The sequence below is a fragment of the Thiobacillus denitrificans genome (assembly GCF_001530125.1).
GTDB lineage: Bacteria > Pseudomonadota > Gammaproteobacteria > Burkholderiales > Thiobacillaceae > Thiobacillus > Thiobacillus denitrificans_C.
This window is the reverse complement of record NZ_LDUG01000011.1, coordinates 39,203-64,143: the sequence shown is the minus strand read 5'-3', so window position 1 is coordinate 64,143 and position 24,941 is coordinate 39,203. Positions and strand designations below refer to the sequence as shown.

The window sequence follows — 24,941 nt, the reverse complement described above, 5'->3', positions numbered from 1 at the left end:
CTAACTCAGATCCAATTAAAACAATCGCTTACTGGGCGTTAACCCATGATGTTTTGCACCGGCCCATGGGGGCGGCTGTCTACCTTGGCGTCGAATGCCACGGGTGCATTTTAAGGAGATTCGATCTGGCCGCTAACGTTGGGCGTCGGCCTGACTATCCAATATTTTTTATGGACGGCCTATAGACCAACTGGAACCCAAATTGCCCCAGTGTCATCTCCAAGCGGAACAGCCTCGTCAGCAAGATAACGCGTAGCCATCCACGCACATACCAACCCGAATAGCTGCCGTTCTTGCTCACTTTGTAAGGCAACCGTTCGGTCGCACGCATCAGTTTCAGCAGCGCGACATGCGGATAGACCTCTAGTAAAGCTGGCATGATGCGTTCTTTGTCCACTGCAAGAGGAAAGCCTGATTTTACGAAAGCCTCGCAAAGCTGCACTCCAACTTCGCCAGGCCGCTCTAAGTTGGGCGAGTGCACTGAACATTTCCTGGCCCCAAACTGCATTGAAACCAAGTTATCCGCGACACGCCGGCTCTGAATCGGCCGTGTGGCAAGCGGCATATCGACCGCAACAATCGCTAAGCGATCTCGTCCAGCCAAAGAAGAACAAGTCGCAAGTAAGCTGTGGGCATCTGCTTTGCCACCACAAACTGGGTCTTCCCACGAGAACGTACCGCTAAACGCCGCATAGCTGGGTGCCACCCGCAGGCAGCGCCAGCGTTCGCCCTGCCTCGTCAACAGTGCCACACCACTTGGCTCTTTTTCGGTCCACGCGGCGTCAATTCCAAGTACAGCAACCGGTGGGCTCATCTCGGAAATTTTGCTGAGGCCCGTTCCAAGACACAAGCAATACGGAAATGTCGCTCCCACAGCCATCTGAAGGTTCGAGCGATTATGGCTGAGCGCCTCGTAAGCGAAGGGTCCATACCGGTCTCGTGGACAAGCGCCCTATTCTTTCGAAGTTCTTTCATGGATAGCCTTAGTACGCGCTTGGCTTCGACATTCCCGCAGATACGTGAATCACCACCCACGCGGCCATATCTAAACATCTAGCCCCGCGCCATGCGTGCGCAGCCATTCCTTACGCTCACCATAGGCCGGCATCACTTTGTCCACCTCATTCCAGAACGCATCGGTGTGATCGAGATGGTGAAAGTGGCAAAGCTCATGCACCACGATGTAGTCGATGATGGTTTGCGGCGCCATCATGCATTTCCAGTGAAAGGCCAGGTTTCCGTTCGGCGAGCATGAGGCCCAACGATTGCCGAGTTCGCGGACGGCCACATCGCGCTGCGCGACGCCGACCTTGGGCGCGTAGTAGTCGACGCGCTGGCGGATACGTTCGCTGCCGCGCGCGATGTAGTAATCGCGAAAGGCCGCCTTGGCGGCCTCGATCTCTCCCCTATCCACCAAATCACGCCACATGCAGAAACGCCCGTTCTTAGGCAGCAGGGGTTCGTCCTGGTCGGCAACCAGCAGCAAACGGTAAGACCGGCCTAGATAAAGAAAGCCTTCTCCGTTGCGATACTCGCGTAGCACCCGGGTGGCATTCAGGTCGCGCCATTCGGCGAGGTTCTTGTATATCCAATAACGCTTGGCCTCGATCATCTCCTCGATTCGCTCATCCGGAATCGATTTGGGCGCACGGACAAGCACGCGACCATCGCGCTCGATGACGATATCCGCCGTTGAGCGCTGGCTGCGCAAAACCTCGTAGGTAATATCTTTGATTCGTGAGCCGCTCATTTGGTCAGCTCCGCATGGCGTTTCTCGGCCAGCTTCACGATCTCCACGGTAATCCGTTCGTGCTTGCCGGTGAGCTGCGGGATATTGGCAAGCAGGATTTCCGTATCGATCTCACCGCGCAGCTTCTTCACCTCGTTCAGCTTTTTCCAGAAGTCGATGATGTCGATGGTGCCCTGCAAAATTTCCACGATGCGCGCCATGAGTTTCTTCAAAGGCGTCGCTGAATCGGGCAGCACGTCACCGCCGTCAAAAGCGAGTTGCACCACGTAGTCGTAAAAGGTTGTCGCCTCTTTGCTCAGGCCTTCGATGGCATCAGTGCGCCCTGCCATCGCCTCGTTCCGAATCTGCTCGTAGTCCTCGGCCAGCGTCTGCCAATTGTTCTGATGTTCCTGGATCAGTTTCTCCAGCTTCTCGCTCAGGCGCTTGTAGAAAGCAGGGGCTTCGTCGAAGTGCACCGTGCAGTGCTTGCGGATGGCGTGTTCCATCTCGCTGGCCTTGGCCTCCGGATCGCCCTGGGCATGCTTCTGCACGTTGGCGATAAAGTCGTCCGCCAGCAGTTCGATGGGGGGAATCCTGGGATTGATACCCAGTTCGACCAGATGCTCGTTGATCAACGCCTTCACCTTCGCACCCGCGTCGGCAATGTCGAGCGTATCGTCTTTGTAGCGCTCCTTGGCCATGCGCAGCAGATAGCCGAAGCGCCGCGCCGGGCCTCGATACGGATGCCCGGCCTGATTGGGAAGAATCAGGTTCAGGCTCTGCAGAAATGTCTTCAAATACACATCGAAGTCTGCCCGCAGCTTGATGTCCTTCAATACACCCACCGCCGTATGCACCACGGCAACTTCCGCCTCGGGCGTGGGCAGCTCGTCCTTGACGAAGGCATCGATCCCGCTCACCCCGGCAGCGCGGAAATGCTGCAACAAGCGCTCATAGCGTTCTTCCAGGATCGGCAGCTCGGTCAGCAGGTTTTTCAAACCCTCCTGGATGTCCTGCGCGTCTTCCTTTGAATAAATCGCCAGCGCCAGCGCCAGATGGTTTGCCAGACCGATGTAGTCCACGATGAAGCCGCGGTGCTTATTCTTCGTCACCCGGTTCACCCGCGCGATCGCCTGCAGCAGGTTGTGTTCCTTGAGCCGCTTGTCGATGTACATCACCTGCTCCACCGGCGCGTCGAAGCCGGTCAGCAGCATGTCGCACACAATTAAAAAGGCGATGCCGGTCAGGTCCTTGTCCGGGTCGTCGAAGTCGAAGGGCTTGCAGAAGTTCTCCACCGCATTCCAGCGTTTGGCTTCCTTGCGCGCCTCGGTAATGAGCGCCAGTTCGTTGGTGGCGTCGGAGGAAACCACTACCGCCGCCTTTAAGAAAGCGATGCGGCGGATCAGCTCGATGTCGGGCTTCGGCTTGAGCTGCTCACTGTCCAGGCGCTCGGCCAGCGCGTCCCGGATCGACTTCTGGTAGCGGACCGCCGCCAGCTTGGAATGGCACACCACCTGCGCCTTGAAGCTATCCGGCAGGATGTTGTCGATGTAATGATTCACCAGATCGCGGGCAATGGCCTCGATGCGCTTTTCCGCTTCGAGGATGTCGCCGCTCGCGCCATACTTCTTCTTGATGGCGAGTAGTTCGGCTTCGCTGCGCGTCTTGAACAGGTCTTCGAATTTGGTATCGAAGCCGTGCTTGTCCTTCAGCGCCGTGTCCGCCGTGCGGCCTTCATACAGGATTTGCAGGGTCGCGCCGTCGTGCACCGCGTCCATCAGCAGTTTGTAGGTGTCGATGTATTCGCCAAAGCGCTTCACCGTGTAACGGTCGCTGTGCAATTCGCGCATCGGCGGCGTGCCGGTGAAGGCAATACGCGTCGCATTGGGAAACGCCTCGAAGATGTTGTCGCCGAAGTCCGAGCTTTGCGTGCGGTGCGCCTCGTCAATCAACAGCAGAATGCGATCGGACGAATTCACCACGCCGAAGGTCTGGCCGGACGGCACCGTGCCGTAACTCGCCAGCGCTTCCGCCACTTTCAGCGGCAGCGCCTCGGCGCGCTCCATGAACTTGTGCACCATCACCATGTTGATGTCGGATGCAGACGTCGCAAGGTGCTCGCGCAGTTGATCCGTGCTGTCGATCACGTTCACCTTGCCGCCGATCAGCCTGGCGGTGGCGGCAAGCTGCACTTCCAGATCGACGCGGTCGTTGACCAGCAGAATCTTGAAATCCGCCAAGTCCGCTGACGCACGGAGCATGCGCGCCACAAACACCATGGTCAGCGACTTGCCCGAGCCCTGGGTATGCCACACCACGCCGGAGCGCTCTGCCATCGTCTTGCCCGTACGCAAGCGTTCAATGATGCGATGAGCGGCGCGGTATTGCTGGTATCGGCACACCACTTTTACCCGCTTGCCCGAATCCGTATCCATGAACACCGTGCAGGTGCGCAGCACATCCAGCAAGGTCGCAGGCGCGAGCAGGCCCTGGATCATCCGTTCCTGTTCGCGCTCCACGCCCAGCGGCGGCGTATAGGCCCGGTTGCTTTCCGGCCAGATGTCCTTCCAGGCATAAAAATGCTCGTAGCCAGATGTCACGCTGCCGTAGGTGGCCTTCTCGCCGCAGGTGGAAATCAGCAGTAGATTGGTATGAAACAGGCGCGGCTCACCTTCGCGCAGCCCGGCGGCAAGGGTTTCGCTGCGCCCGTTGCGGTAGCGCAGCAACTGCTCGAAGGCCGCGTGCATCGGGTTGGCCGTGTTCGCGTCGCCGATCTTCGCCTCCACCACCACCAGCGGGATGCCGTTCACGAACAGCACGATGTCCGGGATGATGCACTGCTTCACGCAGCCCGGCGTGTCGATGCGGAACTGGTTGATGGCATGGAAAACGTTGCGCTCCGGGCGGGCGAAATCGATCAGACTCACAACTGGGTCGCTCTCGCCCGTCACCTCGTTGCGGTCCACCTGCGCCTTGAGGAACAACGCCTGCACCGCCTCGTTGGCCTCCAGCAGCGTGCGGTTCGGCTGGCGCAGAATCTGGTCGCGCAGATCATCGAGCTGGCGGTCGGTCAGCCAGGCCATGCCGTCGGCGGTGCGGTTGATCGCGCGCACCGCTTCACGGAACACCTCGGGCAGCAGCCACTCGCGGAAGTTTGCGCGCAGGCTCGCTGCGGGGTTGGTTGGGAGACAGCCTTGACCTTGGTCGATTACCGTCCAGCCAAGTGAAGCAAGCTGGTCGAGGAAGGGCTTTTCTACATGGCGATATCCGACACGGATCAGCCTTGCGCCACCGGCCCGAGCGCCGCAACCCGTTCGGCAACTGTCCGCGCCGCGCGGATCAGGGCCTCAACCAGCGCATCGTCCACATCCAGGTCACCCTCGTATTCGGCTAGATTGCGCTTGTTGTGTGCCTGATCGAGCACCCGCCATTGCGCGGCGTCGAGCGCGAGCGTGTGCGTCAGGCTCTGAAACACCAGATAACGGTTCTCGGAACGGTAGCCATGCCAGCGTAGCGCCGCCAGCGACAAGGCATGCGCCGCGTTGTAGGCCAGATCGAAACGGCTTTCAAGGGAAAGCGTGGCGTTTTCCGCATCGCGCAGGCGCACCAGGCCCGAACGGACCAGGCCATCGAATTCCCCCTGCGCCGGCGGTTCAGCCTTGAGCTTGCCGATGCGGACCAGGTTATCCAGCGGCAAGGAGGTCATCGCGGTCTTCCGTCAGCCGGATGGTTTCACCAGCCAGCACCTTGGTAAGAAATGGATTGCTGCTAGCCCGGCGGCGGCGGAATTCCGCCACGCTATACAAGGTCGGGCTGACACGGCGGCCGAGCTTCTGCTCCGCCGGTGTCAGCGCCTCATAGACCTGTTCCAGCGTCAGCACATCGGACACCAGCAACAGATCAATATCGCTGTGGGCCGTGTCGCTGCCCTTGGCCACCGAGCCGTAAACCAGCGCCAGCCGCACCGCGTCGCCCAGCGGCACCAGCGCCGCACGCAACACTTCCGCCGGCCCCAGCGTCTTGGTCACTATGCCGCGCAGCTCCTCGAAAATCGGTGCCGCCGGGTTGGCCTGGTAATGCTTCTGGCTGCCGAGTCGCGTCACCGTCACCAGCCCACTCTCGACCAGCCGCTTCACCTCGCGCTGCACCGCGCCCGACCCGGCGCCGACCAGGCCGATCAGTTCATTGGTAAAGAAACTGCGCCCCGGCTGGCCAAACAGCAGCGCCAGCACGCGCTGTTGCGTCGCCGAAAACAGTGCATCGGCGATACCCGTCCGCGCCGGAGCAGGGGCGCGCCGCGCAACGGAACGCGGTTTGAGTGGTTTGGTTGTGTTCTTTATACCCATTTCGGGCATGTTAATACCCTTTTTGGGTACAAGACAAGGGTGCCGGGGATTCGAGCGATTGCGTGACGCGGAGGAATTCAGCCATGGTCTGCATCAATACTCCGTCCGGACATACATGCCAATACTCCCATAGCATGGATGCCCCTGCTTGTTCTTGTGAGGGTTCAGAGTGGCGTCATATGATTTCCGCGTAAACTGTTTCCCGCAGACCGAGCACTTGAAGATGTACTTCGGACCGTGGCCACCACTCCCACCAGCACCTTTGCGTAAGCTTCGCGGAAGGGTTGGCGGAGAAAATATTCGATCAATGCGCTCAATTGTGGGGGCGTGAATTGGTCCGGAAGGCGTCAACTCGACAAGATATTTGGGCACGAATGAAACTTTTGTAACCTCAGCGCCTTCAATACGGTCAACACGATATGTTCTGGATTCGCCAGATTCGTGCCTTACCGCACAGAGAAGGAGATGGCCATCTTTGCTCCGTCGCAACGAGTATGGCTCGATAAGCCTATTGCTCCCCTGATACCTCAGATCGACACACAAGCGGTTCGCTGCGGCAAGTCTTACGGACTCCACCACAGGTATGGAGGTCTTCCATGATTGAACCCTTGTCGGTGGCTGCCATGTTTCATCAACAGGTCGATCAGCCGCCAATCCCCTAAGATTTGGTTTCTCGATTGCTTCATACAGCCAGTCGAAGACCAGAGGCAGCTCGTCCCAGAATTGGTCAAATGGTGGTAGTACCGGCAACTGATGCGCGAGCATGTCCTCCCATTCGGCGAGCAGTTTTCCCCGTGCGTCGGGCCGCAGCAGCGAGTCCCGGTTCGGCACGGGGATATTCTTGAAGGCACACTTCTCACGCAAGGTATTCATCATCACCGAACGATCGGGACGGATTTCGTCATGGCGGTAGAGATGCACCACGTCGTACAGGTCTCTGGGGCGCTCCCGTTCCGCCAACGCCCTGACCTTTTCGGCAAACACCTCTTCGAAGCAGTAGCTCAAAATATGAATTCCCGCTTCCGGCCGATCAGAATAAGGGTGATGAACTTCCCGCTCTTCCGGTTCCAATACCAGCTTTTCTTTGGTCGTCAGATCGAATTTGATGCGGGCGAGGTTGCGTCGCTGCTGGAGTGGGCCGACGTAATACACGCGCCCCTCGGCGTATTTTCCGCCGCCCCGGGTGTCGGTTACCTTGAAGCGGATTTGGTCGGACGGAATCTCAATACCGCTCGCTTCATAAATCCAATCCGAAATCTCACGAAACGCCGTGAGCAGAAAATCTTCATCGAGTTGCCCCTCTTCGGTGATGGTGAAGTCCAGGTCTTCCGAGAATCGATAGGTTTCGAAGTAGCACTTCTTGAGGCAGGTTCCCCCCTTGAAGACCCAGTGCCCGGCAAGGCATCATGGGCGGAGATACCCGCCAGAAGCCAGCCAAGGACATAATCCTTCTCCACCACATTGAGGGCAAGGGACAGCTCCCGCGCAAAATCGGACAGCTCCTGGCGGTCGATCATGCCGCCTCCTTCAGCCAGTTCTCTGGCACCCAGAGCCGCCAACGCGAGACCAGCCGTTCCGCCGCAAGCTTCGGGTCGAGCCTGGCATTCCCCTGGGTAAGCCGCTGGGCGCACTTCTCGATGGTGGCCCGCTGGTCAGGCGCATTCCGCTCCAGCAGAAACCCCAGACGCTTGAACACGGCACCGTTACCGAGACGGTCGGCATAGTCGATCAACAGGTCGAGGTTCTTGGTCTCGGAACGCAGGTAGTTCGCCAGCATGTCCCGCACCGAACGGATGCCGCCACCCAGGCGCGGTTCGGCCAGCATGTCGAGGATCGTCCGGGCCGGATCGGAAACCGAAACCTTTATCAATGAGCAGATCAAAGTCGGCATCGAGTTTAAAGACGTTATCTTCAACAATTTTCAATGCATTCGTCACGAACTGAACCAGGCGATTTTTGAGAATGCCTTTAAATTGCGTAGCACGCCGCAGCGCTGTCAAACGCCGCCCTTGGTTATCAGTGAATCGCACAAAGTAGCTGAAAACATTCTCTGGGTTATTCAGTGCCTGCGCGTCGATGGGCAGATTGTTTGCTTGGTGCAATTCACGCATTGATACCGCCAGGTCGTCAGCCAGCGGCAAATGCAAATACTCAATGCCAGCATGCTTCTCAGCCGGTTCGTACTTGGGCGGATTATCGGTTAGTCCCTGCATAGCAGCCCAGGTTGCTTCAGCCATTTCTTTCAAGGCATCCTGCACGTCGCCATCCACAGGGATCAAACAAAACGTTCGTCCGTTCCCATCGTCACGGCCAAGGCCAAACTCAACGAGTTGTACTTGGTTGAAATCAAAATCCAGCATCAGGCATCCCCTTCGAAATAGACTGTGTCGCTAAAGTGGACCCCGATTTCCAGACAGTAAATCAAGATGGTAGCCTGCCTTAAAAAGGAGCAGGTTGTGAGTGGAACGAAGCGCAAGCATTTCAGTGGTGAGTTCAAGGCCCGTGTTGCTCTCGAAGCGATCCGTGGCATCAAGACCGTGAATGAGATTGGTCAGGAGTTTGGAGTGCATCCAACGCAAGTGGGTTTGTGGAAGCAAGCACTGCAAGCCCAGGCATCCAGCCTGTTTGATGCCAAGCGTGGCCCGAAACCGGTTGACCCATCGGCCAGCCCCGAGCGGCTGTATTCCGAGATCGGGCGATTGAAGATGGAACTGGACTGGCTCAAAAAAAAGTCCGGGATCAGCCAGTAGACGTGCGCAGGCTTTGGGTGGGTACTGCCGAACACATGCCGTTGACCCGGCAATGCGAGTTGACCGGCGTTGCGCGTTCCAGCGTGTACGCACCCCGGTTGGCCGCCACACCGGATGCTACGGACATGACCTTGCTGGAACTGATCGACGCTGAATACACCCGCCGCCCGTTTTACGGCAGCCGCAAGCTCCTGCATTACCTGCGTGGCTTGGGGCACAGCATCCTCGCGGCGCGGGTGCAGCGACTGATGCGGGTATTGGGTCTTGCGGGCATGGCGCCCGGCCCCAACACCAGCCGCCCGCACCCGCAGCACAAGCTGTATCCGTACCTGCTGCGCGGCGTGAACATTGATCGCCCCAATCAGGTGTGGAGTACCGACATCACCTACATCCGCCTGGCGCGTGGGTTTGTGTACCTGGTGGCGGTGCCCTAAAGGATACCGGGCTATGCCCATAATCGACTGGTACTCGCGCAAAGTGCTGTCATGGCGTTTGTCGAACACGCTCGATAGCGGCTTTTGTGTGGACTGTCTGGAGCAGGCATTGCAAACGTATGGCGCGCCCGAGATGTTCAACACCGATCAAGGCTGTCAGTTTATGGGCGTAGCCCGGTATCCTTTAGGGCACCAGTGCAGCGTTTCCCTAAAGGATACCGGGCTACGCCCATAACCGGCGTGCTCAAAACGCACGGCATCACAATCAGCATGGACGGGCGTGGGCGGGCATTGGACAATATCTTTGTGGAACGGCTGTGGCGCAGCGTCAAACACGAAGACGTGTATTTGAAGGGCTACGCCACACTGCCGGAGTTGCTGCTGGGACTGACGGAATACTTTGTGTTTTACAACACGGAACGAATGCACCAGTCGCTGGACTACCGCACGCCGGATGAGGTCTATCGGACAGCGAGCGGAGGCGGGGCAAGCATTGTGGATAAATTCACTGCGCGAAAAGAAAATCACCAGGAAAAAACAGAATCAAAAACCGGGGCAGCGCCGTGCAGCTGCGTGTCAAAGGCTACCCTCTTAAACTCGATGCATTAGTGTCTTGACTGAGGGGTCCACTTTAGTTGCGCTTCCATTTTTTATGGTGGGCCATGGCGCTCCCTTATATTCATCCTGATCAACGAATCCACACCCTCAATACCCCCACTCACCCGAACGTCAGCCCCATCGCCTCCCGCACATCGCGCATGGTATCCCGCGCCAGTTCCTGCGCCCTCTCGCAGCCGTCGGCGAGGATGTTGCGCACCTGGTCGGGATTGTCCTCGTAATACGCCGCGCGCGCGCGGATCGGCGCGAGCTCGGCGAGCACGGCGTCGATCACCGGCTGCTTGCATTCGAGGCAGCCGATGCCGGCGCTGGTGCAGCCGGCGGTAGCCCACTGGCGGGTCGTGTCGTCCGAATACACCAGGTGGAATTGCCACACCGGGCAGTTGGCCGGGTTGCCGGGGTCGGTGCGGCGAACGCGCGCGGGATCGGTCGGCATGGTGCGGATTTTCTTGGTGATGACTTCCGGGTCTTCGCGCAGGGCAATCGTGTTGTTGTACGACTTCGACATCTTCTGTCCGTCCAGCCCGGGCATTTTCGATGCTTCGGTCAGCAGTGCTTCGGGCTCGACGAGGATCATCTTGCCGGAACCCTCGAGATAGCCGAACAGCCTTTCGCGATCGTTCATCGACAGGTTCTGCGCGTCGTTCAGCAGTGCCTTGGCGGATTCCAGCGCCTCGTCATCACCCTTTTCCTGGTAGGCGGTGCGGCACTCCTCGTAGAGGCGCGCCTTTTTCGAGCCGAGCTTTTTGACGGCAGCGCGCGCCTTGTCCTCGAAGCCGGGTTCGCGTCCATACAGATGATTGAAGCGGCGGCATATTTCACGCGTGAATTCGATGTGCGGCACCTGGTCCGCGCCCACCGGCACCCGGTTGGCGCGGTAGATCAGGATGTCGGCGCTTTGCAGCAGCGGATAGCCGAGGAAGCCGTAGGTGGAGAGGTCCTTCTCGCTGAGCTTCTCCTGCTGGTCCTTGTAGGTGGGCACGCGCTCCAGCCAGCCGAGCGGCGTCATCATGGACAGCAAGAGATGCAGCTCGGCGTGCTCGATCACGCGCGACTGCACGAACAGCGTCGTCTGCGCCGGATCGACGCCGGCGGCGAGCCAGTCGATCACCATGTCGCGCACGTTGTCCTCGATCACCTGCGGCGTGTCGTAATGCGTGGTCAGCGCGTGCCAATCGGCGACAAAGAACAGGCACTGGTATTCGTTCTGCAGATGCAGCCAGTTCTTGAGGACGCCGTGGTAGTGGCCAAGGTGCAGGCGCCCGGTGGGGCGCATGCCGGAAAGAACGCGGTCGGAATACATGTCAGGGGTCAGGGGTCAGGGGTCAGGGGTCAGGGGTCAGGACAGCACGACCTGGATCAGGCCGACCAGCTGCGCGGGTTCAAGGCCGCTGACGAGCGCGATGAGGCCGATGAACAGGCTGATGAGCGGCCACAGGATGATGCCGAGGACGCCGGTGAACAGCAAGCCGAGCAGGATGAACAGGCCATACGGCTCCAGCCGCGAAAACTGCATGGCCAGCCTGGCCGGCAGCAGGCTCACGGCAATGCGACCACCGTCGAGCGGGGGCAGCGGAATGAGGTTCAACGCCATCAGGATGACGTTGATGAAGACGCCCGCCGCGCCCATCAGCATCAGCGGCTCACTGGCAAAGCTGCTGCCGAGCGCGTGGCCGAGCTGAATCATCAGCGCCCAGAACACGGCCATGACGAAGTTCATGCCGGGACCGGCGGCGGCGACCCACAACATGTCCTGCTTGGGGCGGCGCAGATTTCCGAAATTAACCGGAACCGGCTTGGCCCAGCCAAACAGGATCATGCCTCCGCCCAGCAGCTTGCTGGTCAGCAGGATCGCCAGCGGCACCAGGACGGTGCCGATTGGATCGATGTGCTTGAGCGGGTTGAGCGTGATGCGGCCCTGCGCGGCGGCGGTCATGTCGCCGAAGTAGCGCGCAACGTAACCGTGCGCGGCTTCGTGCAGGGTGATGGCAAAGATCACCGGCAAGGCGAAGATGGCGATTTTCCCGATCAGCGTGAGTTCTTCCATTCGTCTCAGCCTTCGAAATCGGACGTGTCGCCCTTGCCAAAGCGCACCACGGAGGGCGTATCGGTGGTCAGATCGACCACGGTGGTCGGGGTGAGGCCGCAGGCGCCGCCGTCGATGACCAGATCGACCAGATGCTCGAGGCGTTCACGGATTTCCCACGGCTCGGTCAGCGGCACGTCCTCGCCGTACAGCAGCAGCGTGGACGACAGGATGGGCTCGCCCAGTTCGGCCAGCAGCGCCTGCACGATGGGATGATCAGGCACCCGCAGACCAATGGTGTCGTGCTTCTTGTGCAGCAGCCGCTTCGGCACTTCGCGGGTGCCGCGCAGGATGAAGGTGTAGGCGCCCGGGGTGTGCGCCTTCAGAAAGCGGAACTGGGTGTTGTCCACCTGGGCATAGCGGCCGAGTTCAGACAGGTCGCTGCAGATCAGCGTGAGGTCGTGCCCGCCGTCGAGCCCGCGCACCGACAGCAGCCGCATGGCCGCTTCCTTGTCGCCGATGTGGCAACCCAGCGCGTAGCACGAGTCGGTAGGATAGACGATCACGCCGCCGCGCTTGAGAACCTCGACCGCCTGCTGGATCAGCCGCGGCTGCGGATTGTCGGCATGGATATTGAAGAATTGCGCCATAAAGCCTCAAGCAATGGAAGGAGAAAGATGGGCCGCCAGTTCCGGCCAGCCCTGCCAAACCGGCTGGCAGTAGTGCGGCAGCGCGGGCAGGCGGCCGATGTCGATGCCCTCGCCCGGCGCGTGGAAATCTGCCCCGCGCGAGGCCTTGAGGCCGAATGCGCGCGCCAGGTCGGCAAATTTGCCGTACTCGGAAGGATGATGGCTGCCGGTGATAACCTCGATGCCCTCGCCGCCGAGCGCACGGAAGGCGTCCAGCAGCAGGTGTAGCTCGCGGGCGTTGAACGCATAGCGCCCGGGATGCGCGATCACCGCCACGCCGCCGCTGGCGCGGATCCAGCCGACGGCGTTTTCCAGCGAAGTCCATTGGTGCTCGACATAGCCGGGCTTGCCGTGCGTGAGATAGCGCCTGAACGTGCTGCGCATGTCGGGCGCGTGGCCCTGCGCCACCAACCAGCGCGCGAAATGCGTGCGCCCCACCATCTCCTTGTTGACGGCATAGTCGAACGCGCCCTCATACGCGCCGGCAATGCCGGCCCGCGCCAGATCGTCGCCCATGCGGCGGGCGCGCTCGATGCGGCCGAGGCGGATGTCGGCGAGGCCCGCGGCCAGTTCGGGGTACGCGGGATCGATGCGCAGGCCGACGATATGCACCGTCTGCCCGCCCCAGGTCACCGAGATTTCGACGCCGGGGATCAGCGTCAGCCCGGTCGCGTCCGCCGCCGCCTGTGCAGCAGCGATCCCCGCCACACCGTCGTGGTCGGTCAGGGCGAGCGCGTGCACGCCGTTGGCCGCGGCCCGCGCGACGACTTCAGCGGGCAGCAACACACCATCAGACACGTTGGAATGGCAATGCAGATCGATATTGAGCATCGATGATCGGGATCGGGCGACCAGGGCAAAAGCGCTTGGTCAGGAGGGGGAATCATAGCAAAATAAGCGGTCGCCCGAATTTCAGTGGGCCGAAACGCCATCCGAATGAAAAAAGCACCATGAAAAAACTGCTGTTCGACCTGTTTCCCGTCATCATTTTTTTCATCGCCTACAAAATAGGCGATGCCAACGCCGAAGCCGCGCGCGCCTTCATGGCCAGCGTGGGCCTGCCGCAGCCCGCGGGCGCCGGCGAAAAACCCGGCATCTATCTCGCCACCCTGGTCGCCATCGTCGCCAGCTTCGGACAGATCGGCTGGGTCAAGCTGCGCGGCCACAAGGTCGAAACCATGCTTTGGGTCACGCTGGGCATCATCGTGGTGTTCGGCGGCGCCACCCTATGGCTGCACGACGAGAGCTTCATCAAGTGGAAGCCGACCGTGCTGTACTGGATTTTCGCGGCCATCATTTTTGGCGCCGCGGCCTTGGGCCGCAACGTCATCAAAAGCCTGATGGGCAAGCAGATGGAACTTCCTGCCTCCGCCTGGAGTCGACTGAATGCGAGTTGGGGCGGTTTTTTTGCCGTCATGGGGCTTGCAAATCTGATTGTCGCCTTCAACTTCTCGACTGACGCCTGGGTCAACTTCAAGCTGTTCGGCAGCCTGGGGCTGATGCTGGTGTTTGTGATCGGTCAGAGCATGATGCTGACCAAATATCTGGATCAAGCCGATCTGGATCAAGCCACACTGGACAAGGAAGAAAAGCAATAATGCTCTATGCCATCGTCGGACAGGATGTGCCCGACAGCCTGAATCTGCGGCTTGCCACCCGCCCCGCTCACGTCGATCGTCTGCACGCCCTGCAACAGGCCGGACGTCTGCTGCTGGCCGGCCCCTTCCCCGCGATCGACGGCAACGACCCCGGCAGCGCCGGCTTTTCCGGCAGCCTGATCGTCGCCGAATTCGACACGCTGGCCAACGCGCAGGCGTGGGCCGATGCCGATCCCTACGCGGCGGCGGGCGTCTATGCCAACGTCAGCGTGAAACCGTTCAAGAAAGTGTTCCCTCAATGAGCACGACCGATCTGATCCGCCAGCGCCTCGCCGCGCTGGAACCCGAGACCTACACGCTGGAAGACGAAAGTGCCCAGCACAAGGGTCATGCCGGTGCCGCCTCGGGCGGCGGGCATTTCCGTCTCACCCTGGTGTCACCCAAGTTCGATAACCTCTCCACGCTCGCCCGCCACCGGCTGGTGTATGAAGCCATGGGCGAGTTGATGCAGCGCGAAATTCATGCGCTATCGATTACCGCCCTAACCCCGGAAGAACTTTAAAAGGAATCCCCATGCGTCTCGCCCTTCTCCCCGCTCTGGTCCTGCTGGCTCTCACCCCGCTGGCGCAAGCACAGACCCCTGCCCCGGCTGCTGCCACCCCTGCAGTTGACGCCAGCAAGCCGCTGGCCGTGGTCAACGGCAAGGAGATCCCTGCCTTGTACGGCGAACTGGTCAAACGTGAAATGGCCCAGGGCCAGCCCGATTCCCCGGAACTCGCTACTCGCGTGCGCGAGTCGCTGATCAACCTGGAACTGCTGTCGCGCGCCGCCCAGGACAAGGGGCTCGACAAGGACCCGCAGCTGGCCGCCGCGCTGGATATCCGCCGCAAGGATCAACTGGCCAAGGCCTATCTGGAAGACTACGTCAAAGCCCACCCGATCACCGACGCAGAAATCCAGGCCACCTATGACAAGGCCAAAGCGGGACCGGTTGAACCGGAATACCGCGCACACCACATCCTGGTGAAAACCGAAGCCGAAGCGAAAAAGATCATTGCCGACCTCGGCAAGAAGGCCAAATTCGAGGATCTCGCCAAGAAACAATCGAAAGACCCCGGCTCCGCCAAGAACGGCGGCGCACTCGACTGGTCCGACCGCCGCGCGTTCGTGCCGGAATTCTCCGACGCCCTGGCCGGCCTGAAAAAGGGCGAAACCACCCAAACGCCGGTGAAGACGCAGTTCGGCTACCACGTCATTCGTCTCGACGACACGCGCCAGCCGACGATTCCGCCGCTGGATGCGGTGCGCGGTGAAATCGTCAAGCAGTTGCAGCAATTGCGTGTCCGCGACGCCATCACGGCAGCACGCACCGGTGCAAAAATCGAATAATCAGCTAATAATGACTAAGCGGGGCATCGCCCCGACTTCACCTGACAGGGAGCCAAACATGGCCAAAGAACATAATCAACTGCAAGACGTTTTTCTCAACACCCTGCGCAAGGAACGTATCCCCGTGTCGGTGTTTCTCGTCAACGGCATCAAGCTGATGGGGCGGATCGAATCGTTCGACCAGTTCGTGGTGCTGCTGAAAGGCCAGGATCAGGCCGCGCAAATGATTTTCAAGCACGCCATCTCGACCATTTCGCCCTCGCGCGAAGTGGTACTGCCGCCGCGCGATACCGCCGTCACCGAAGCTTAAGCGCTTCTATTCAACGTGAGCGGGTAGCAGTCTGACCGCTGCCTGCGCGGTCACCAAAACGGCTGCCCCCCCGCGATACGCCTGCTTGTGGCGGGCTGAAATCGCGTCCAGGTTCTGCGTGTCTTTCAGATAGATCACCACATAAGCTTCAGGATGCGCGGCCAGCCAGCGCGTCAGTTCGGCACCCTGTAGCTCGACCAGCGGGGCCTCCAGACGGCCGAGGAACTGGTATTGCGCGTGGTATCTCGCGGCATTCGCCACCGGTCTGCCTTCTGCCTGTACCTGTCTGATCGCCTGCGCCATCGGCTTGATGTCGTAGATGGGATCGATTGAGCGTGTGGCGGCCAGCTGCACCAACACCAGTGTGGCCACCCCCAGCAGCGCAAGATTCAGCACTGGCGCGAAACCCCGCCGCCCGGCCACCCAGGCCGCCAGCGCCAGCAGTACCAGCAGCGCGCCTGGCCAGACCGGCGGTAACGCCGCAACCTGATCGTGTAGTGCAGCAATCTGCCCGCTGGCCGCCAGCATCAGGGCCACCCCCAACGCCATTGCCAGCAGCGCCGGCAAACCCACGCGGGAACTCGAGCGGTCTGCCAGCACGCGCGCCGTCAGCAGTGCAAACGCTGGGAACAAAGGCACCAGATAGTGCGGCTGTTTGCCGCTGATGAAGGAAAACGCAACGAACACCGGCAGCATCCAGGCCAGACAAAAGCGCGTGCCGCGATCCAGCCCGGCACGCCGATGGTGCGCCAGCGCCTTCCACAATCCGGGCCAGACAAACCACGGAAACAGCAGCAGCGGCAACAGCGGCAGATACCACCAGAACGGCCGCCGGTGGGCGAAAGACTCGACCATGCGGTCGGCGGTCTGGCCCCAGAAAATCGCATTGCGATAGGCCTCGCCGCCCGCCATGCCGGCTGGAATTGCCCACATCAAGGCGATGGCCGCGCCCAGCAGCACTGCCAGCAGCACGCCGCCGAACCAGCGACGCCAACGCAAGCCCGGATTCCACCACGGCGCCAGCACGGTGATCGGCAGCAGATTCAGCAGGATGACTGGGCCCTTGGTCAGCACGCCCATGCCGATCGCGATCCCCAGCAGGACGAAGCCGCGCCGTTTTCCGTCGCTGGCGGCAAGCACGCCGTGCATGCCGACCAGCACCCAGAATGCCAGCATCACGTCGAACATGACCGTGGTGGAAAACAGGATCCACAGCAACGCGCTCGCCAGAATCAGTGCAGCCTGTCCGCCGAGGCCGGCATGCTGCGGCCACAGGCGACGGGCGAGCAGAAAGGTCAGGACCAGCGCGCCGGCGGAAAACAGCGGCAGCACCAGGCGCGGCCACCAGTCGTTGACGCCGAACAGCGCCCAACCCGCATGGAACATCCAGAACATGAAAGGCGGCTTGTGGCTGTAGGGTTCGCCGTTCTTGAACGGCACCAGGAAATCGCCGCGCAGCCACATTTCCCAGGCCGCACTGACGTAGCGCGTTTCGTCGACCGGCGTCAGCGGCCGCGTCAGCAGCGCCACCGCGGTCAGCAACGCCAGCAGCAGCAGGCTCAGCAGCAACAGGCCACGCCCGGAGGAATCAGGACTTTGTTGTAGGTTCATGGGGTGAAGGTTCTGTTTCGTCCAGCGCGGCATCGATCTGCGGATCGAGGCTCTGGCCGTGTCGGAAACGGTGATAAAGATAAGCGCCGAGTGCGCCGGAGATCACAAACAGGCCGATGGCCAGCGCGATTTTGAGCATCGGCGCGATGTGAACGCCGCTGCCGACCAGGGCGAACACCAGCGCCTGCGGCAGATAGCCTAGCAGCGTGCCGGAAAAGAAATGGACTGACCGGATGCTGGAAATGCCGGCGGCCAGATTGGTCAGCAGATTGCTGCCTACCGGCAGCAGCCGGATCAGCACCGTCATGGGAAAAGGATGATCGTGAATGAAACGGTCGAAGCGCCCGGCGCGTTCGCCCAGCCGCGCGCGCAAGAGGCCCTGGCCGAAGAAGCGCGCGTAGGCAAAGCTCAGCATGCAGCCCAGCAACGCCGCCAGTGCACCGAGCAGCGTACCCAGCCCGACGCTGAAGGCATAACCGCCGAGAAACGCGATGATCTGGCGCGGCAGGCCGATGGCGGTAAACAGCCCGCCCATCAGCAGAAACAGCAAGGCGCCGTTGACGCCGTGGCCACGCACCCGCGCATCGATCCAGGCCTCGTTGACGCTGCTGCCCAGATCGCTTGCATTGAACAGATAGCCCAGCAGCGTCAGGCTCAACATCAGCGCCAAGCCTTTGAGGATGACGCGCGCTTTCATCCAGACCGCATTCGTTTAGAGGTCGGAATCGGGCTCGATCAGCGGCAGGCGCACTCGCCGCTGCAACCAGGCGACGCCGAACAGGTCGACAATTCCAACCCACAACCGGTTGTGCACACCGTATTTGGAGGTGCCGCGTTCGCGCGCGCGGTGGTGCACCGGAACCGACACCACGGCGCCGCCGTTACGCATCACCAGCGCCGGCAGGAAGCGATGCATGTGATCGAAGTTGGGCAGCCGCAGGAAGGTTTCGCAGGCGAATAGCTTGAGGCCGCAGCCGGTGTCCGGGGTGTTGTCACGCAGCATGCGCGAGCGCACGCCGTTGGCGATTTTGGACGACAGGCGGCGCAGAAAGGTGTCGTTGCGCCGGGCACGCCAGCCCCCCAGCAATTCGAGGTTGGCGGGCTGCGCCGGGTTGGTCAGTTGGGCCAGCAGCGCCGGGATGTCGGCCGGGTCGTTCTGGCCGTCGCCGTCGAGGGTGGCGATCCACTCGTAGCGCGCCGCGCTCACCCCGGTCGTTACCGCGCGGCTCTGCCCGCACGATTCGCGGTGGCGGATCACCCGCAGCATCGGGAATTCGGCCTTCAGCGCCTGCAACCGTGCCTGGGTGGCATCGGTGCTGCCGTCGTTGATGTAGATAATTTCGAACGTGGTGTTGCCGGACAGCGCTGCGGCGATTTCGCGCACCAGCGGCTCGACGTTGTCCTGCTCGTTCTTGACGGGGACAACCACGGACAGCCTGCCGTGGTAGGCATATTTTGGCATTGCGCGTTGTGCGGTCGGTAGTGTGTTTGGCGGAGAGGGCGGGATTCGAACCCGCGTTAGGATATTATCCTAAACACGCTTTCCAGGCGTGCGACTTAAGCCGCTCATCCACCTCTCCGGGAGCGCCGCATTCTAATCGAGAGGTGGGTTTAAGGCAAATTGAACGACCGCCGCAAACCAGGAATTGCGGCGCCCAAGGCGCTTATGAAGCATCTTTCCATGGCAGCATTAGTGCGGTGCAATGTACTGGGCCCAATCCTTGCTCATGCCGTCAAAACACGCCCGGTATTCGGGTGAAGCATTGGCTTTCCCATTTATGCTGTCCCAGTCCAGCGCAATGCGGACAGGTCTGCCTTCCTGTACACCCTCACAAAACTCGTAATTCACCTCCCCATCAAGCTCATGCTGGCGAAAGCTGTGCAGGCGGCCATTGTAGTGATGCAGGTTGATGTACGCGTGCGACGGGTGGATCGGTTTCCACGGCGGCGCGCTGGAAAAGAAATCCCGTACCAGCCTGCCATGAGCGTCGTAAACATTCACCTCGGCGATATGAATCGCCTCGGGCACCATGGCATCCCGCTGTATCCGCGACAGCAGCCGCCCCGTTTCCGCTTCGTAATAGCTTGTAATGCGGTAGCGATAGCCGGCAGCGGCGACGCCCAGGTATTCCCCGGTCGTTTCCTCGGTCCGGACCGTATGCTGGGCGATCTGCTGCGCATGCAGGGCGTACACCGCGCGATGAAATTCCGGACGAGACGGCGCCGCATGCGCCGCCAGGGCAAGGCATAGGCCCAACACGGTCAACCAGCACTTCATTGCGATGCCTCCAGCATGGCGCGCGACAAACGGAAAAACCCGCATCATCATCGTTCTCCCTGTTTTGAAGCGACGCCGATTTCGCTCCGCTCGGACCAGTTGCTCTCGGGCAGGAATTCGGCATGTTCGGCGATGGCGCTTGCCTCATCCTTCCGCCCCAGCGCATGCAGGACGGTCGATTTCAGCAACAGCGAATCCCGGCTGTCGGGGTCGAGCTGGAGGCCTGCATCGACGATCTCCAGCGCTTCCATGGGCTGGCCCCTCAGGTGAAAGCAGATGGCCAGGTTGTGGTAGGCCTTCTGGTAGCTGGGGTCGATGCGGATTGCCGTGGCAAAGTGCCTGGCCGCCAGGGTGATGCGATTGTGCTTGGCATATACGACCCCCAGGTCATCGTGGGCTTCCGCATTGTCCGGGTCCAGTTCGATCGCACGGGTGAGGTCACGCTCGGCCTCTGCCAGATTGTTGCGCCAGATGTTGCGCACGCCCCGCTTGGTATGGGCCACGGAACTGTCCGGATGGCGCTGGACATAGACGTCAAGGTCGGCAATGCCCTCATCCACCCGGCCCAGACGGCCCAGGGCCATGCCCCGCCCGAAATAGGCATCGTCCTGACGATCGTCCAGCCGGATGGCGGCCGTGTAGTTTTCCACGGCCCCGTGCAAATCGCTCAGGGCATAGCAGGCATCCCCGCGCCGCGTGTAGAACACGGCCACGCCAGGTGCCGCGGCGATCAGGTGGTCATATTGCGCCAGTGCGGTGAGCGCCTCCTCCCGGGTCTGAAACGCTGCCTAGGCGAGGGACGCACAAAGCATCGCCATGGCAGCCAGAACCAGGCCTGATGCCCTTGATACGGATCGTTCCACGGTTTTTCCCTCCTGTATGGAAGCATGACGGCCATGCGCGCCGCTTTATTCCGTCTTTCTGGATGGCCTATCCCCTTATTTGATTCGGGGGCTTGAAAACCCGCCTCCCGCCCCAAAGTTTTCGCGAGAGCCAATTGGGAGCACATATGCAGGACGAACTCAAAACCGACACGAACACGGCCGAAACCCACGCCGAGAAGGAAACCATGCCGAGCCTGGAAGCGCTGCTGAAAGCAGCCGAGCTCCAGGCGGCCGAGCATCACGACGCTTGGCTGCGCGCCAAGGCGGAAACCGAGAACATGCGCCGTCGCGCGGCGGAAGACGTCGACCGCGCGCGCAAGTTCGCAGTGGATAACTTCGCCAGCGAGCTGCTGGCGGTGAAGGACAGCCTGGAGGCGGCGCTGGCGGCCGAGTCGCCGAGCGTGGAGAACATGAAGGACGGCGCCGAGCTGACCCTGAAGCAGCTGGCGGCCGCCTTCGCCAAGTTCAACCTGAACGACATCGATCCGCTGGGTGAGAAGTTCGATCCGCACCAGCATCAGGCGATCCAGGTGGTCGAGTCCGACCAGCCGGCCAACACGGTGGTGACGGTGCTGCAAAAAGGCTACCGCCTCAACGAGCGCACGCTGCGGCCGGCGCTGGTGATGGTCGCCAAGGGCAAGGACGCTTGAGCGCACTGTCTTGAGTAAAGCCCGACCTTGAATTAAGCCCGACCTCCCCCACATTTCAATCAATTCAATCTTTTTAGAAGGAACGCATCATGGGACGCATTATTGGCATTGACCTGGGTACCACCAACTCCTGCGTGGCGGTGATGGAAAACGGCAAGCCGAAGGTGATCGAGAATGCCGAGGGCACCCGCACCACGCCGTCCGTCGTCGCCTATACCGAGGACGGCGAAATCCTGGTCGGCGCGCCCGCCAAACGCCAGGCCGTCACCAACGCGAAGAACACCCTGTATGCGGTAAAGCGCCTGATCGGCCGCCGCTTCGATGAGAAGGAAGTGCAAAAGGACATCAGCCTGATGCCCTACAAGATCGTCAAGGCCGACAACGGCGATGCCTGGGTGGAAGTGCGCGGCCAGAAAATGGCTGCGCAGCAGGTGTCGGCCGAAACCCTGCGCAAGATGAAGAAAACCGCTGAGGACTACCTCGGCGAGGAAGTGACCGAAGCGGTCATCACGGTACCGGCCTACTTCAACGACAGCCAGCGCCAGGCCACCAAGGACGCTGGCCGCATCGCCGGGCTGGAAGTCAAGCGCATCATCAACGAGCCGACCGCGGCCGCGCTGGCCTTCGGCATGGACAAGAAAGAAGGCGACCGCAAGATTGCCGTGTATGACCTCGGCGGCGGCACCTTCGATATTTCCATCATCGAGATTACCGAGATGGACGGAGAGCACCAGTTCGAAGTGTTGTCGACCAACGGCGACACCTTCCTCGGCGGCGAAGACTTCGACCAGCGTCTGATCGACTACATCGCCGAAGAATTCAAGAAGGAACAGGGCGTCGACCTGAAGAAGGACGTACTCGCGCTGCAGCGCCTGAAGGAAGCCGCCGAGAAGGCCAAGATCGAGCTGTCGTCTGCGCAGCAGACCGAAGTCAACCTGCCCTACATCACGGCGGATGCCTCCGGGCCCAAGCACCTGGCGGTCAAGATCACCCGCGCCAAGTTCGAAAGCCTGGTTGAGGAGTTGATCACCCGCACCATCGAGCCGTGCAAGATAGCGCTGAAGGATGCCGGCCTCACCACCTCGCAGATCGACGATGTCATCCTGGTCGGCGGCCAGACCCGCATGCCCAAGGTGATGGACGCGGTGAAGGACTTCTTCGGCAAGGATCCGCGCCGTGACGTCAACCCGGACGAAGCGGTGGCGGTTGGCGCCGCGATCCAGGGCGGCGTGCTGCAGGGCGAAGTGAAGGACGTGCTGCTGCTCGACGTCACGCCACTCTCCCTGGGCATCGAAACCCTGGGCGGCGTGATGACCAAGCTGATCCCGAAGAACACCACGATCCCGACCAAGGCTTCGCAGGTGTTCTCAACCGCCGACGATAACCAGAGCGCGGTGACGGTGCATGTGCTGCAGGGCGAGCGCGAAATCGCATCCGGTAACAAGAGCCTGGGGCAGTTCAACCTGTCCGAGATTCCGCCGGCGCCGCGCGGCATGCCGCAGATCGAGGTCACCTTCGACATCGACGCCAACGGCATCCTGCATGTGTCGGCCAAGGACAAGGCTTCTGGCAAGGAAAACAAGATCCGCATCCAGGCCAGCTCCGGTCTGAGCGAGGAAGAAATCCAGCGCATGGTGAAAGACGCCGAAGCCAACGCAGTCGAGGACCACAAGGCCGTCGAGCTCGCGACTGCGCGCAACGCAGCCGACAGCATGATTCACTCGGTGAAGAAATCGCTGGCCGAATACGGCGACAAGGTCTCGGCCGAGGAAAAGGCTGCGATCGAAACCGCGTTGAAAGAAACGGAAGACGCTGTGCACGAAGGTGACAAGGACACCATCGAGGCGAAGACCAATGCGCTCGCCACCGCCAGCCACAAGCTCGCCGAGCAGATGTATAAAACCGAGCAAGCCCAGGCGCAGCCGGGTGCGTCGGCAGACACAGGCAGCCAGGCGGCGGACGACAACGTGGTGGATGCCGAGTTTGAAGAGGTGAAGGACAAGTAAAGGCAGCCGAGAGTGGAGAGTGAAGAGCCGAGAGTGGTGAAAGCCCTCTCGGCTTCTTCGCTCTAACGCTCGCGCTCCCTCACCCCGCTCTCGACTCACCGCTCTCGACTCTCGACTCATTCACATGTCCAAACGCGACTATTACGAAGTCCTCGGCGTCGCCAAAAACGCCTCGGACGAAGAAATCAAGAAGGCCTACCGCAAGCAGGCCATGAAGCACCATCCTGACCGCAACCCGGACGACAAGGGCGCGGAGGAGAAATTCAAGGAAGCCAAGCAGGCCTACGAAATCCTGTCCGACTCGGACAAGCGCGCCGCCTACGACCAGTTCGGCCACGCCGGCATCGACCAGCAGGCCGGCATGGGCGGCGGCCACAGCGGCGCTGGCTTTTCCGATGCCTTTTCGGACATCTTCGGCGATATTTTCGGTGGGGGCGGTGGCGGTCGCCGCGACCGTGTGTATCGCGGTGCCGACCTGCGCTACAACCTGGAAATCGGGCTGGAAGAAGCCGCGCGCGGCACCGAAACCAAGATCCGCATCCCCTCGCTGGAAGAATGCGGCGTGTGCCACGGCAGCGGCGCCAAGCCCGGCACCTCGCCGACGATCTGCACCACCTGCGGTGGACATGGCCAGGTGCGCATCCAGCAAGGCTTTTTCTCGGTGCAGCAGACCTGCCCGCGCTGCAGCGGCACCGGCAAGATGGTGGCCGATCCCTGCACTGCCTGCCACGGCGAAGGCCGCGTCAAGAAGCACAAGACCCTGTCGGTCAAGATTCCCGCCGGGGTCGACAGCGGCGATCGAATCCGCCTCGCCGGTGAAGGCGAAGCCGGGATTAACGGCGGCCCGTCGGGTGACCTTTTTGTGGTGATCCACCTCAAAGAGCACCCGGTGTTCAAGCGCGACGGCGACGACCTGCATTGCGAAATGCCGGTCAGCTTTGCCACCGTCGCGCTCGGCGGCGAGGTCGAAATTCCAACCCTGGACGGCCACGCCAAGATCAAGATTCCGGCCGAAACGCAGTCTGGCAAGGTATTCCGTCTGCGCGGCAAGGGCATCAAGGGCGTGCGCAGCCATGCGCCCGGCGATCTGCTGTGCCACATGCTGGTTGAAACGCCGGTCAACCTCTCCGAGCGTCAGCGCGAACTGTTGCGTGAACTCGAAGCGCTGAGCCCGGGACGAAACAACAATCCGCGTGCGCAGTCGTTCATGGACAAGGTCAAAGCGTTTTTCGTGCAGTAAGTCTCAGGACTCGCGCCTTTTAAAACCGGCGCCGGTGGGGGAAAGTCGTGTCGTGCACGGACTGTCTGTTCGCGGCTGGGCCGCGATTTTTTTAAGGCTATGTCACTGTTAGTTGTTGAAGTCATGTCTTGTCCCCTCTGATGAGGCGCCTATCCTTCGGCCTCCCGTAGGCGCCGCCGTAGGAGCGGCTTCAGCCGCGATGCGCCGCAAGGCGCAAAGGGCAATGCTCGCCAAGGCCTCGCCACGCTACCTTTGCGGGCTACCGCCCGCATCGCGGCTGAAGCCGCTCCCACAGGGGTCTGCTGTTGTAGCCGATGCCGTGGAGGTTGCGACGGCGCGCAAATCGGGGCGAGGGCGCCCCTCCCACAGCGCTGGCCAATACC

General features: G+C 61.1%; 25 protein-coding genes, 1 tRNA gene and 2 pseudogenes. 9 read left to right on the top strand and 19 right to left on the bottom strand.

The window, feature by feature from the left end:
- Positions 1-154: 154 nt before the first annotated feature.
- The 9 genes and pseudogenes from ABW22_RS16645 to ABW22_RS17165 form a co-directional block, all read right to left on the bottom strand.
- On the bottom strand, positions 155-814 hold the full coding sequence (locus ABW22_RS16645; protein ID WP_202813901.1) for a DUF429 domain-containing protein: 660 nt from the start codon (positions 812-814) through the stop codon (positions 155-157).
- A 231-nt stretch (positions 815-1,045) separates the two neighbouring features.
- Entirely contained in the window at positions 1,046-1,750 is a 705-nt protein-coding gene (locus ABW22_RS03310; RefSeq protein ID WP_059751927.1) for a M48 family metallopeptidase, read from the bottom strand.
- Positions 1,747-5,007, bottom strand: coding sequence for a type I restriction endonuclease subunit R (locus ABW22_RS03305; protein ID WP_059751926.1), 3,261 nt, complete (start codon positions 5,005-5,007; stop codon positions 1,747-1,749). Before ABW22_RS03305 ends, ABW22_RS03310 begins: the two co-directional genes overlap by 4 nt.
- Entirely contained in the window at positions 5,007-5,435 is a 429-nt protein-coding gene (locus tag ABW22_RS03300) for a hypothetical protein (protein WP_059751924.1), read from the bottom strand. Before ABW22_RS03300 ends, ABW22_RS03305 begins: the two co-directional genes overlap by 1 nt.
- Positions 5,413-6,084, bottom strand: a complete 672-nt coding sequence (locus ABW22_RS03295) for a nucleotidyltransferase domain-containing protein (protein WP_237763214.1) — start codon at positions 6,082-6,084, stop codon at positions 5,413-5,415. The genes ABW22_RS03300 and ABW22_RS03295 overlap by 23 nt, the downstream gene beginning before the upstream one ends.
- Before the next feature lie 84 nt (positions 6,085-6,168).
- Positions 6,169-6,840 carry a WYL domain-containing protein gene (locus ABW22_RS16640; RefSeq protein WP_237763215.1) on the bottom strand — a complete coding sequence of 224 codons (672 nt, stop codon included), beginning with the start codon at positions 6,838-6,840 and terminating at the stop codon, positions 6,169-6,171.
- 9 nt (positions 6,841-6,849) lie between these two features.
- A pseudogene (locus tag ABW22_RS17930) lies at positions 6,850-7,413 on the bottom strand (nucleotidyl transferase AbiEii/AbiGii toxin family protein); the annotation flags it as partial.
- A 175-nt stretch (positions 7,414-7,588) separates the two neighbouring features.
- On the bottom strand, positions 7,589-7,852 hold the full coding sequence (locus ABW22_RS03285; protein ID WP_162264465.1) for a hypothetical protein: 264 nt from the start codon (positions 7,850-7,852) through the stop codon (positions 7,589-7,591).
- Entirely contained in the window at positions 7,779-8,435 is a 657-nt protein-coding gene (locus ABW22_RS17165) for a hypothetical protein (protein ID WP_157648532.1), read from the bottom strand. The genes ABW22_RS03285 and ABW22_RS17165 overlap by 74 nt, the downstream gene beginning before the upstream one ends.
- Positions 8,436-8,531: 96 nt before the next feature.
- Here ABW22_RS17165 and ABW22_RS17160 point away from each other — a divergent pair.
- Positions 8,532-9,766, top strand: a pseudogene (locus ABW22_RS17160) (IS3 family transposase); the annotation flags it as partial.
- 211 nt (positions 9,767-9,977) lie between these two features.
- Here the strand turns inward: ABW22_RS17160 and ABW22_RS03255 are convergent.
- The 4 genes from ABW22_RS03255 to ABW22_RS03240 are packed head-to-tail and all read right to left on the bottom strand — an operon-like array spanning position 9,978 to position 13,423.
- Positions 9,978-11,180: a tryptophan--tRNA ligase gene (locus ABW22_RS03255; protein WP_059751914.1), complete on the bottom strand. Its 1,203-nt coding sequence runs from the start codon at positions 11,178-11,180 to the stop codon at positions 9,978-9,980.
- Between the two features lie 36 nt (positions 11,181-11,216).
- Positions 11,217-11,924 (bottom strand): site-2 protease family protein, encoded by a 708-nt coding sequence (locus ABW22_RS03250; RefSeq protein WP_059751913.1) that lies wholly within the window; start codon positions 11,922-11,924, stop codon positions 11,217-11,219.
- Positions 11,925-11,929: 5 nt separating this feature from the next.
- On the bottom strand, positions 11,930-12,553 hold the full coding sequence (locus tag ABW22_RS03245; RefSeq protein ID WP_059751911.1) for an L-threonylcarbamoyladenylate synthase: 624 nt from the start codon (positions 12,551-12,553) through the stop codon (positions 11,930-11,932).
- Between the two features lie 6 nt (positions 12,554-12,559).
- A complete protein-coding gene (locus ABW22_RS03240; RefSeq protein ID WP_059751910.1) occupies positions 12,560-13,423 on the bottom strand; it encodes a 3',5'-nucleoside bisphosphate phosphatase in 864 nt (287 codons plus the stop codon).
- A gap of 119 nt (positions 13,424-13,542) precedes the next feature.
- On the opposite strand from ABW22_RS03240, the gene ABW22_RS03235 reads away from it, so the two are divergent.
- Genes ABW22_RS03235 through hfq form a run of 5 tightly spaced genes read left to right on the top strand, consistent with a single transcriptional unit; the run spans position 13,543 to position 15,889 of the window.
- Entirely contained in the window at positions 13,543-14,190 is a 648-nt protein-coding gene (locus ABW22_RS03235) for a septation protein A (RefSeq protein WP_059751908.1), read from the top strand.
- The gene (locus ABW22_RS03230; RefSeq protein ID WP_059751906.1) at positions 14,190-14,492 is read left to right on the top strand and encodes a YciI family protein; all 303 of its coding nucleotides are present in this window, start codon (positions 14,190-14,192) and stop codon (positions 14,490-14,492) included. Before ABW22_RS03235 ends, ABW22_RS03230 begins: the two co-directional genes overlap by 1 nt.
- Positions 14,489-14,752, top strand: a complete 264-nt coding sequence (locus ABW22_RS03225; RefSeq protein ID WP_059751905.1) for a BolA family protein — start codon at positions 14,489-14,491, stop codon at positions 14,750-14,752. The genes ABW22_RS03230 and ABW22_RS03225 overlap by 4 nt, the downstream gene beginning before the upstream one ends.
- Before the next feature lie 11 nt (positions 14,753-14,763).
- On the top strand, positions 14,764-15,579 hold the full coding sequence (locus ABW22_RS03220) for a peptidylprolyl isomerase (protein WP_059751903.1): 816 nt from the start codon (positions 14,764-14,766) through the stop codon (positions 15,577-15,579).
- A gap of 58 nt (positions 15,580-15,637) precedes the next feature.
- A complete protein-coding gene (gene hfq, locus ABW22_RS03215) occupies positions 15,638-15,889 on the top strand; it encodes an RNA chaperone Hfq (protein ID WP_059751901.1) in 252 nt (83 codons plus the stop codon).
- A gap of 6 nt (positions 15,890-15,895) precedes the next feature.
- Here the strand turns inward: hfq and ABW22_RS03210 are convergent, their stop codons facing one another.
- The 6 genes from ABW22_RS03210 to ABW22_RS03185 form a co-directional block, all read right to left on the bottom strand.
- Positions 15,896-17,500, bottom strand: coding sequence for an ArnT family glycosyltransferase (locus tag ABW22_RS03210; RefSeq protein ID WP_059751900.1), 1,605 nt, complete (start codon positions 17,498-17,500; stop codon positions 15,896-15,898).
- Complete coding sequence (locus tag ABW22_RS03205; protein WP_059751899.1) at positions 17,478-18,197, bottom strand: TVP38/TMEM64 family protein; 720 nt, start codon at positions 18,195-18,197, stop codon at positions 17,478-17,480. The genes ABW22_RS03210 and ABW22_RS03205 overlap by 23 nt, the downstream gene beginning before the upstream one ends.
- Before the next feature lie 15 nt (positions 18,198-18,212).
- Positions 18,213-18,962, bottom strand: a complete 750-nt coding sequence (locus ABW22_RS03200; RefSeq protein ID WP_059751897.1) for a glycosyltransferase family 2 protein — start codon at positions 18,960-18,962, stop codon at positions 18,213-18,215.
- A gap of 27 nt (positions 18,963-18,989) precedes the next feature.
- Positions 18,990-19,080, bottom strand: a tRNA-Ser gene (locus ABW22_RS03195).
- A gap of 110 nt (positions 19,081-19,190) precedes the next feature.
- Entirely contained in the window at positions 19,191-19,826 is a 636-nt protein-coding gene (locus ABW22_RS03190; protein WP_157648531.1) for a hypothetical protein, read from the bottom strand.
- Complete coding sequence (locus ABW22_RS03185; protein ID WP_059751894.1) at positions 19,826-20,491, bottom strand: tetratricopeptide repeat protein; 666 nt, start codon at positions 20,489-20,491, stop codon at positions 19,826-19,828. The genes ABW22_RS03190 and ABW22_RS03185 overlap by 1 nt, the downstream gene beginning before the upstream one ends.
- Before the next feature lie 296 nt (positions 20,492-20,787).
- Here ABW22_RS03185 and grpE point away from each other — a divergent pair, with 296 nt between their 5' ends.
- The 3 genes from grpE to dnaJ all read left to right on the top strand — a co-directional run bounded on the left by grpE (position 20,788) and on the right by dnaJ (position 24,558).
- Positions 20,788-21,312 (top strand): nucleotide exchange factor GrpE, encoded by a 525-nt coding sequence (gene grpE / locus ABW22_RS03180; protein ID WP_059751892.1) that lies wholly within the window; start codon positions 20,788-20,790, stop codon positions 21,310-21,312.
- 89 nt (positions 21,313-21,401) lie between these two features.
- Positions 21,402-23,318, top strand: a complete 1,917-nt coding sequence (gene dnaK / locus ABW22_RS03175; RefSeq protein WP_059751890.1) for a molecular chaperone DnaK — start codon at positions 21,402-21,404, stop codon at positions 23,316-23,318.
- 124 nt (positions 23,319-23,442) lie between these two features.
- Positions 23,443-24,558 carry a molecular chaperone DnaJ gene (gene dnaJ, locus ABW22_RS03170; RefSeq protein ID WP_059751889.1) on the top strand — a complete coding sequence of 372 codons (1,116 nt, stop codon included), beginning with the start codon at positions 23,443-23,445 and terminating at the stop codon, positions 24,556-24,558.
- Positions 24,559-24,941 lie beyond the last annotated feature (383 nt).

Coding starts and splice junctions, on each gene's coding strand:
- grpE (WP_059751892.1), top strand. CDS start 20,788: ATGCAGGACGAACTCAAAACCGACACGAACACGGCCGAAACCCACGCC.
- ABW22_RS16640 (WP_237763215.1), bottom strand. CDS start 6,840: ATGCTCGCGCATCAGTTGCCGGTACTACCACCATTTGACCAATTCTGG.
- ABW22_RS03240 (WP_059751910.1), bottom strand. CDS start 13,423: ATGCTCAATATCGATCTGCATTGCCATTCCAACGTGTCTGATGGTGTG.
- ABW22_RS03210 (WP_059751900.1), bottom strand. CDS start 17,500: ATGAACCTACAACAAAGTCCTGATTCCTCCGGGCGTGGCCTGTTGCTG.
- dnaJ (WP_059751889.1), top strand. CDS start 23,443: ATGTCCAAACGCGACTATTACGAAGTCCTCGGCGTCGCCAAAAACGCC.
- ABW22_RS03230 (WP_059751906.1), top strand. CDS start 14,190: ATGCTCTATGCCATCGTCGGACAGGATGTGCCCGACAGCCTGAATCTG.
- ABW22_RS03245 (WP_059751911.1), bottom strand. CDS start 12,553: ATGGCGCAATTCTTCAATATCCATGCCGACAATCCGCAGCCGCGGCTG.
- ABW22_RS03250 (WP_059751913.1), bottom strand. CDS start 11,924: ATGGAAGAACTCACGCTGATCGGGAAAATCGCCATCTTCGCCTTGCCG.
- ABW22_RS03295 (WP_237763214.1), bottom strand. CDS start 6,084: ATGCCCGAAATGGGTATAAAGAACACAACCAAACCACTCAAACCGCGT.
- ABW22_RS03220 (WP_059751903.1), top strand. CDS start 14,764: ATGCGTCTCGCCCTTCTCCCCGCTCTGGTCCTGCTGGCTCTCACCCCG.
- ABW22_RS03225 (WP_059751905.1), top strand. CDS start 14,489: ATGAGCACGACCGATCTGATCCGCCAGCGCCTCGCCGCGCTGGAACCC.
- ABW22_RS03190 (WP_157648531.1), bottom strand. CDS start 19,826: ATGATGCGGGTTTTTCCGTTTGTCGCGCGCCATGCTGGAGGCATCGCA.
- ABW22_RS03255 (WP_059751914.1), bottom strand. CDS start 11,180: ATGTATTCCGACCGCGTTCTTTCCGGCATGCGCCCCACCGGGCGCCTG.
- ABW22_RS03235 (WP_059751908.1), top strand. CDS start 13,543: ATGAAAAAACTGCTGTTCGACCTGTTTCCCGTCATCATTTTTTTCATC.
- ABW22_RS03285 (WP_162264465.1), bottom strand. CDS start 7,852: ATGCTGGCGAACTACCTGCGTTCCGAGACCAAGAACCTCGACCTGTTG.
- ABW22_RS03200 (WP_059751897.1), bottom strand. CDS start 18,962: ATGCCAAAATATGCCTACCACGGCAGGCTGTCCGTGGTTGTCCCCGTC.
- ABW22_RS03300 (WP_059751924.1), bottom strand. CDS start 5,435: ATGACCTCCTTGCCGCTGGATAACCTGGTCCGCATCGGCAAGCTCAAG.
- ABW22_RS17165 (WP_157648532.1), bottom strand. CDS start 8,435: ATGCTGGATTTTGATTTCAACCAAGTACAACTCGTTGAGTTTGGCCTT.
- ABW22_RS03205 (WP_059751899.1), bottom strand. CDS start 18,197: ATGAAAGCGCGCGTCATCCTCAAAGGCTTGGCGCTGATGTTGAGCCTG.
- ABW22_RS16645 (WP_202813901.1), bottom strand. CDS start 814: ATGAGCCCACCGGTTGCTGTACTTGGAATTGACGCCGCGTGGACCGAA.
- dnaK (WP_059751890.1), top strand. CDS start 21,402: ATGGGACGCATTATTGGCATTGACCTGGGTACCACCAACTCCTGCGTG.
- ABW22_RS03310 (WP_059751927.1), bottom strand. CDS start 1,750: ATGAGCGGCTCACGAATCAAAGATATTACCTACGAGGTTTTGCGCAGC.
- hfq (WP_059751901.1), top strand. CDS start 15,638: ATGGCCAAAGAACATAATCAACTGCAAGACGTTTTTCTCAACACCCTG.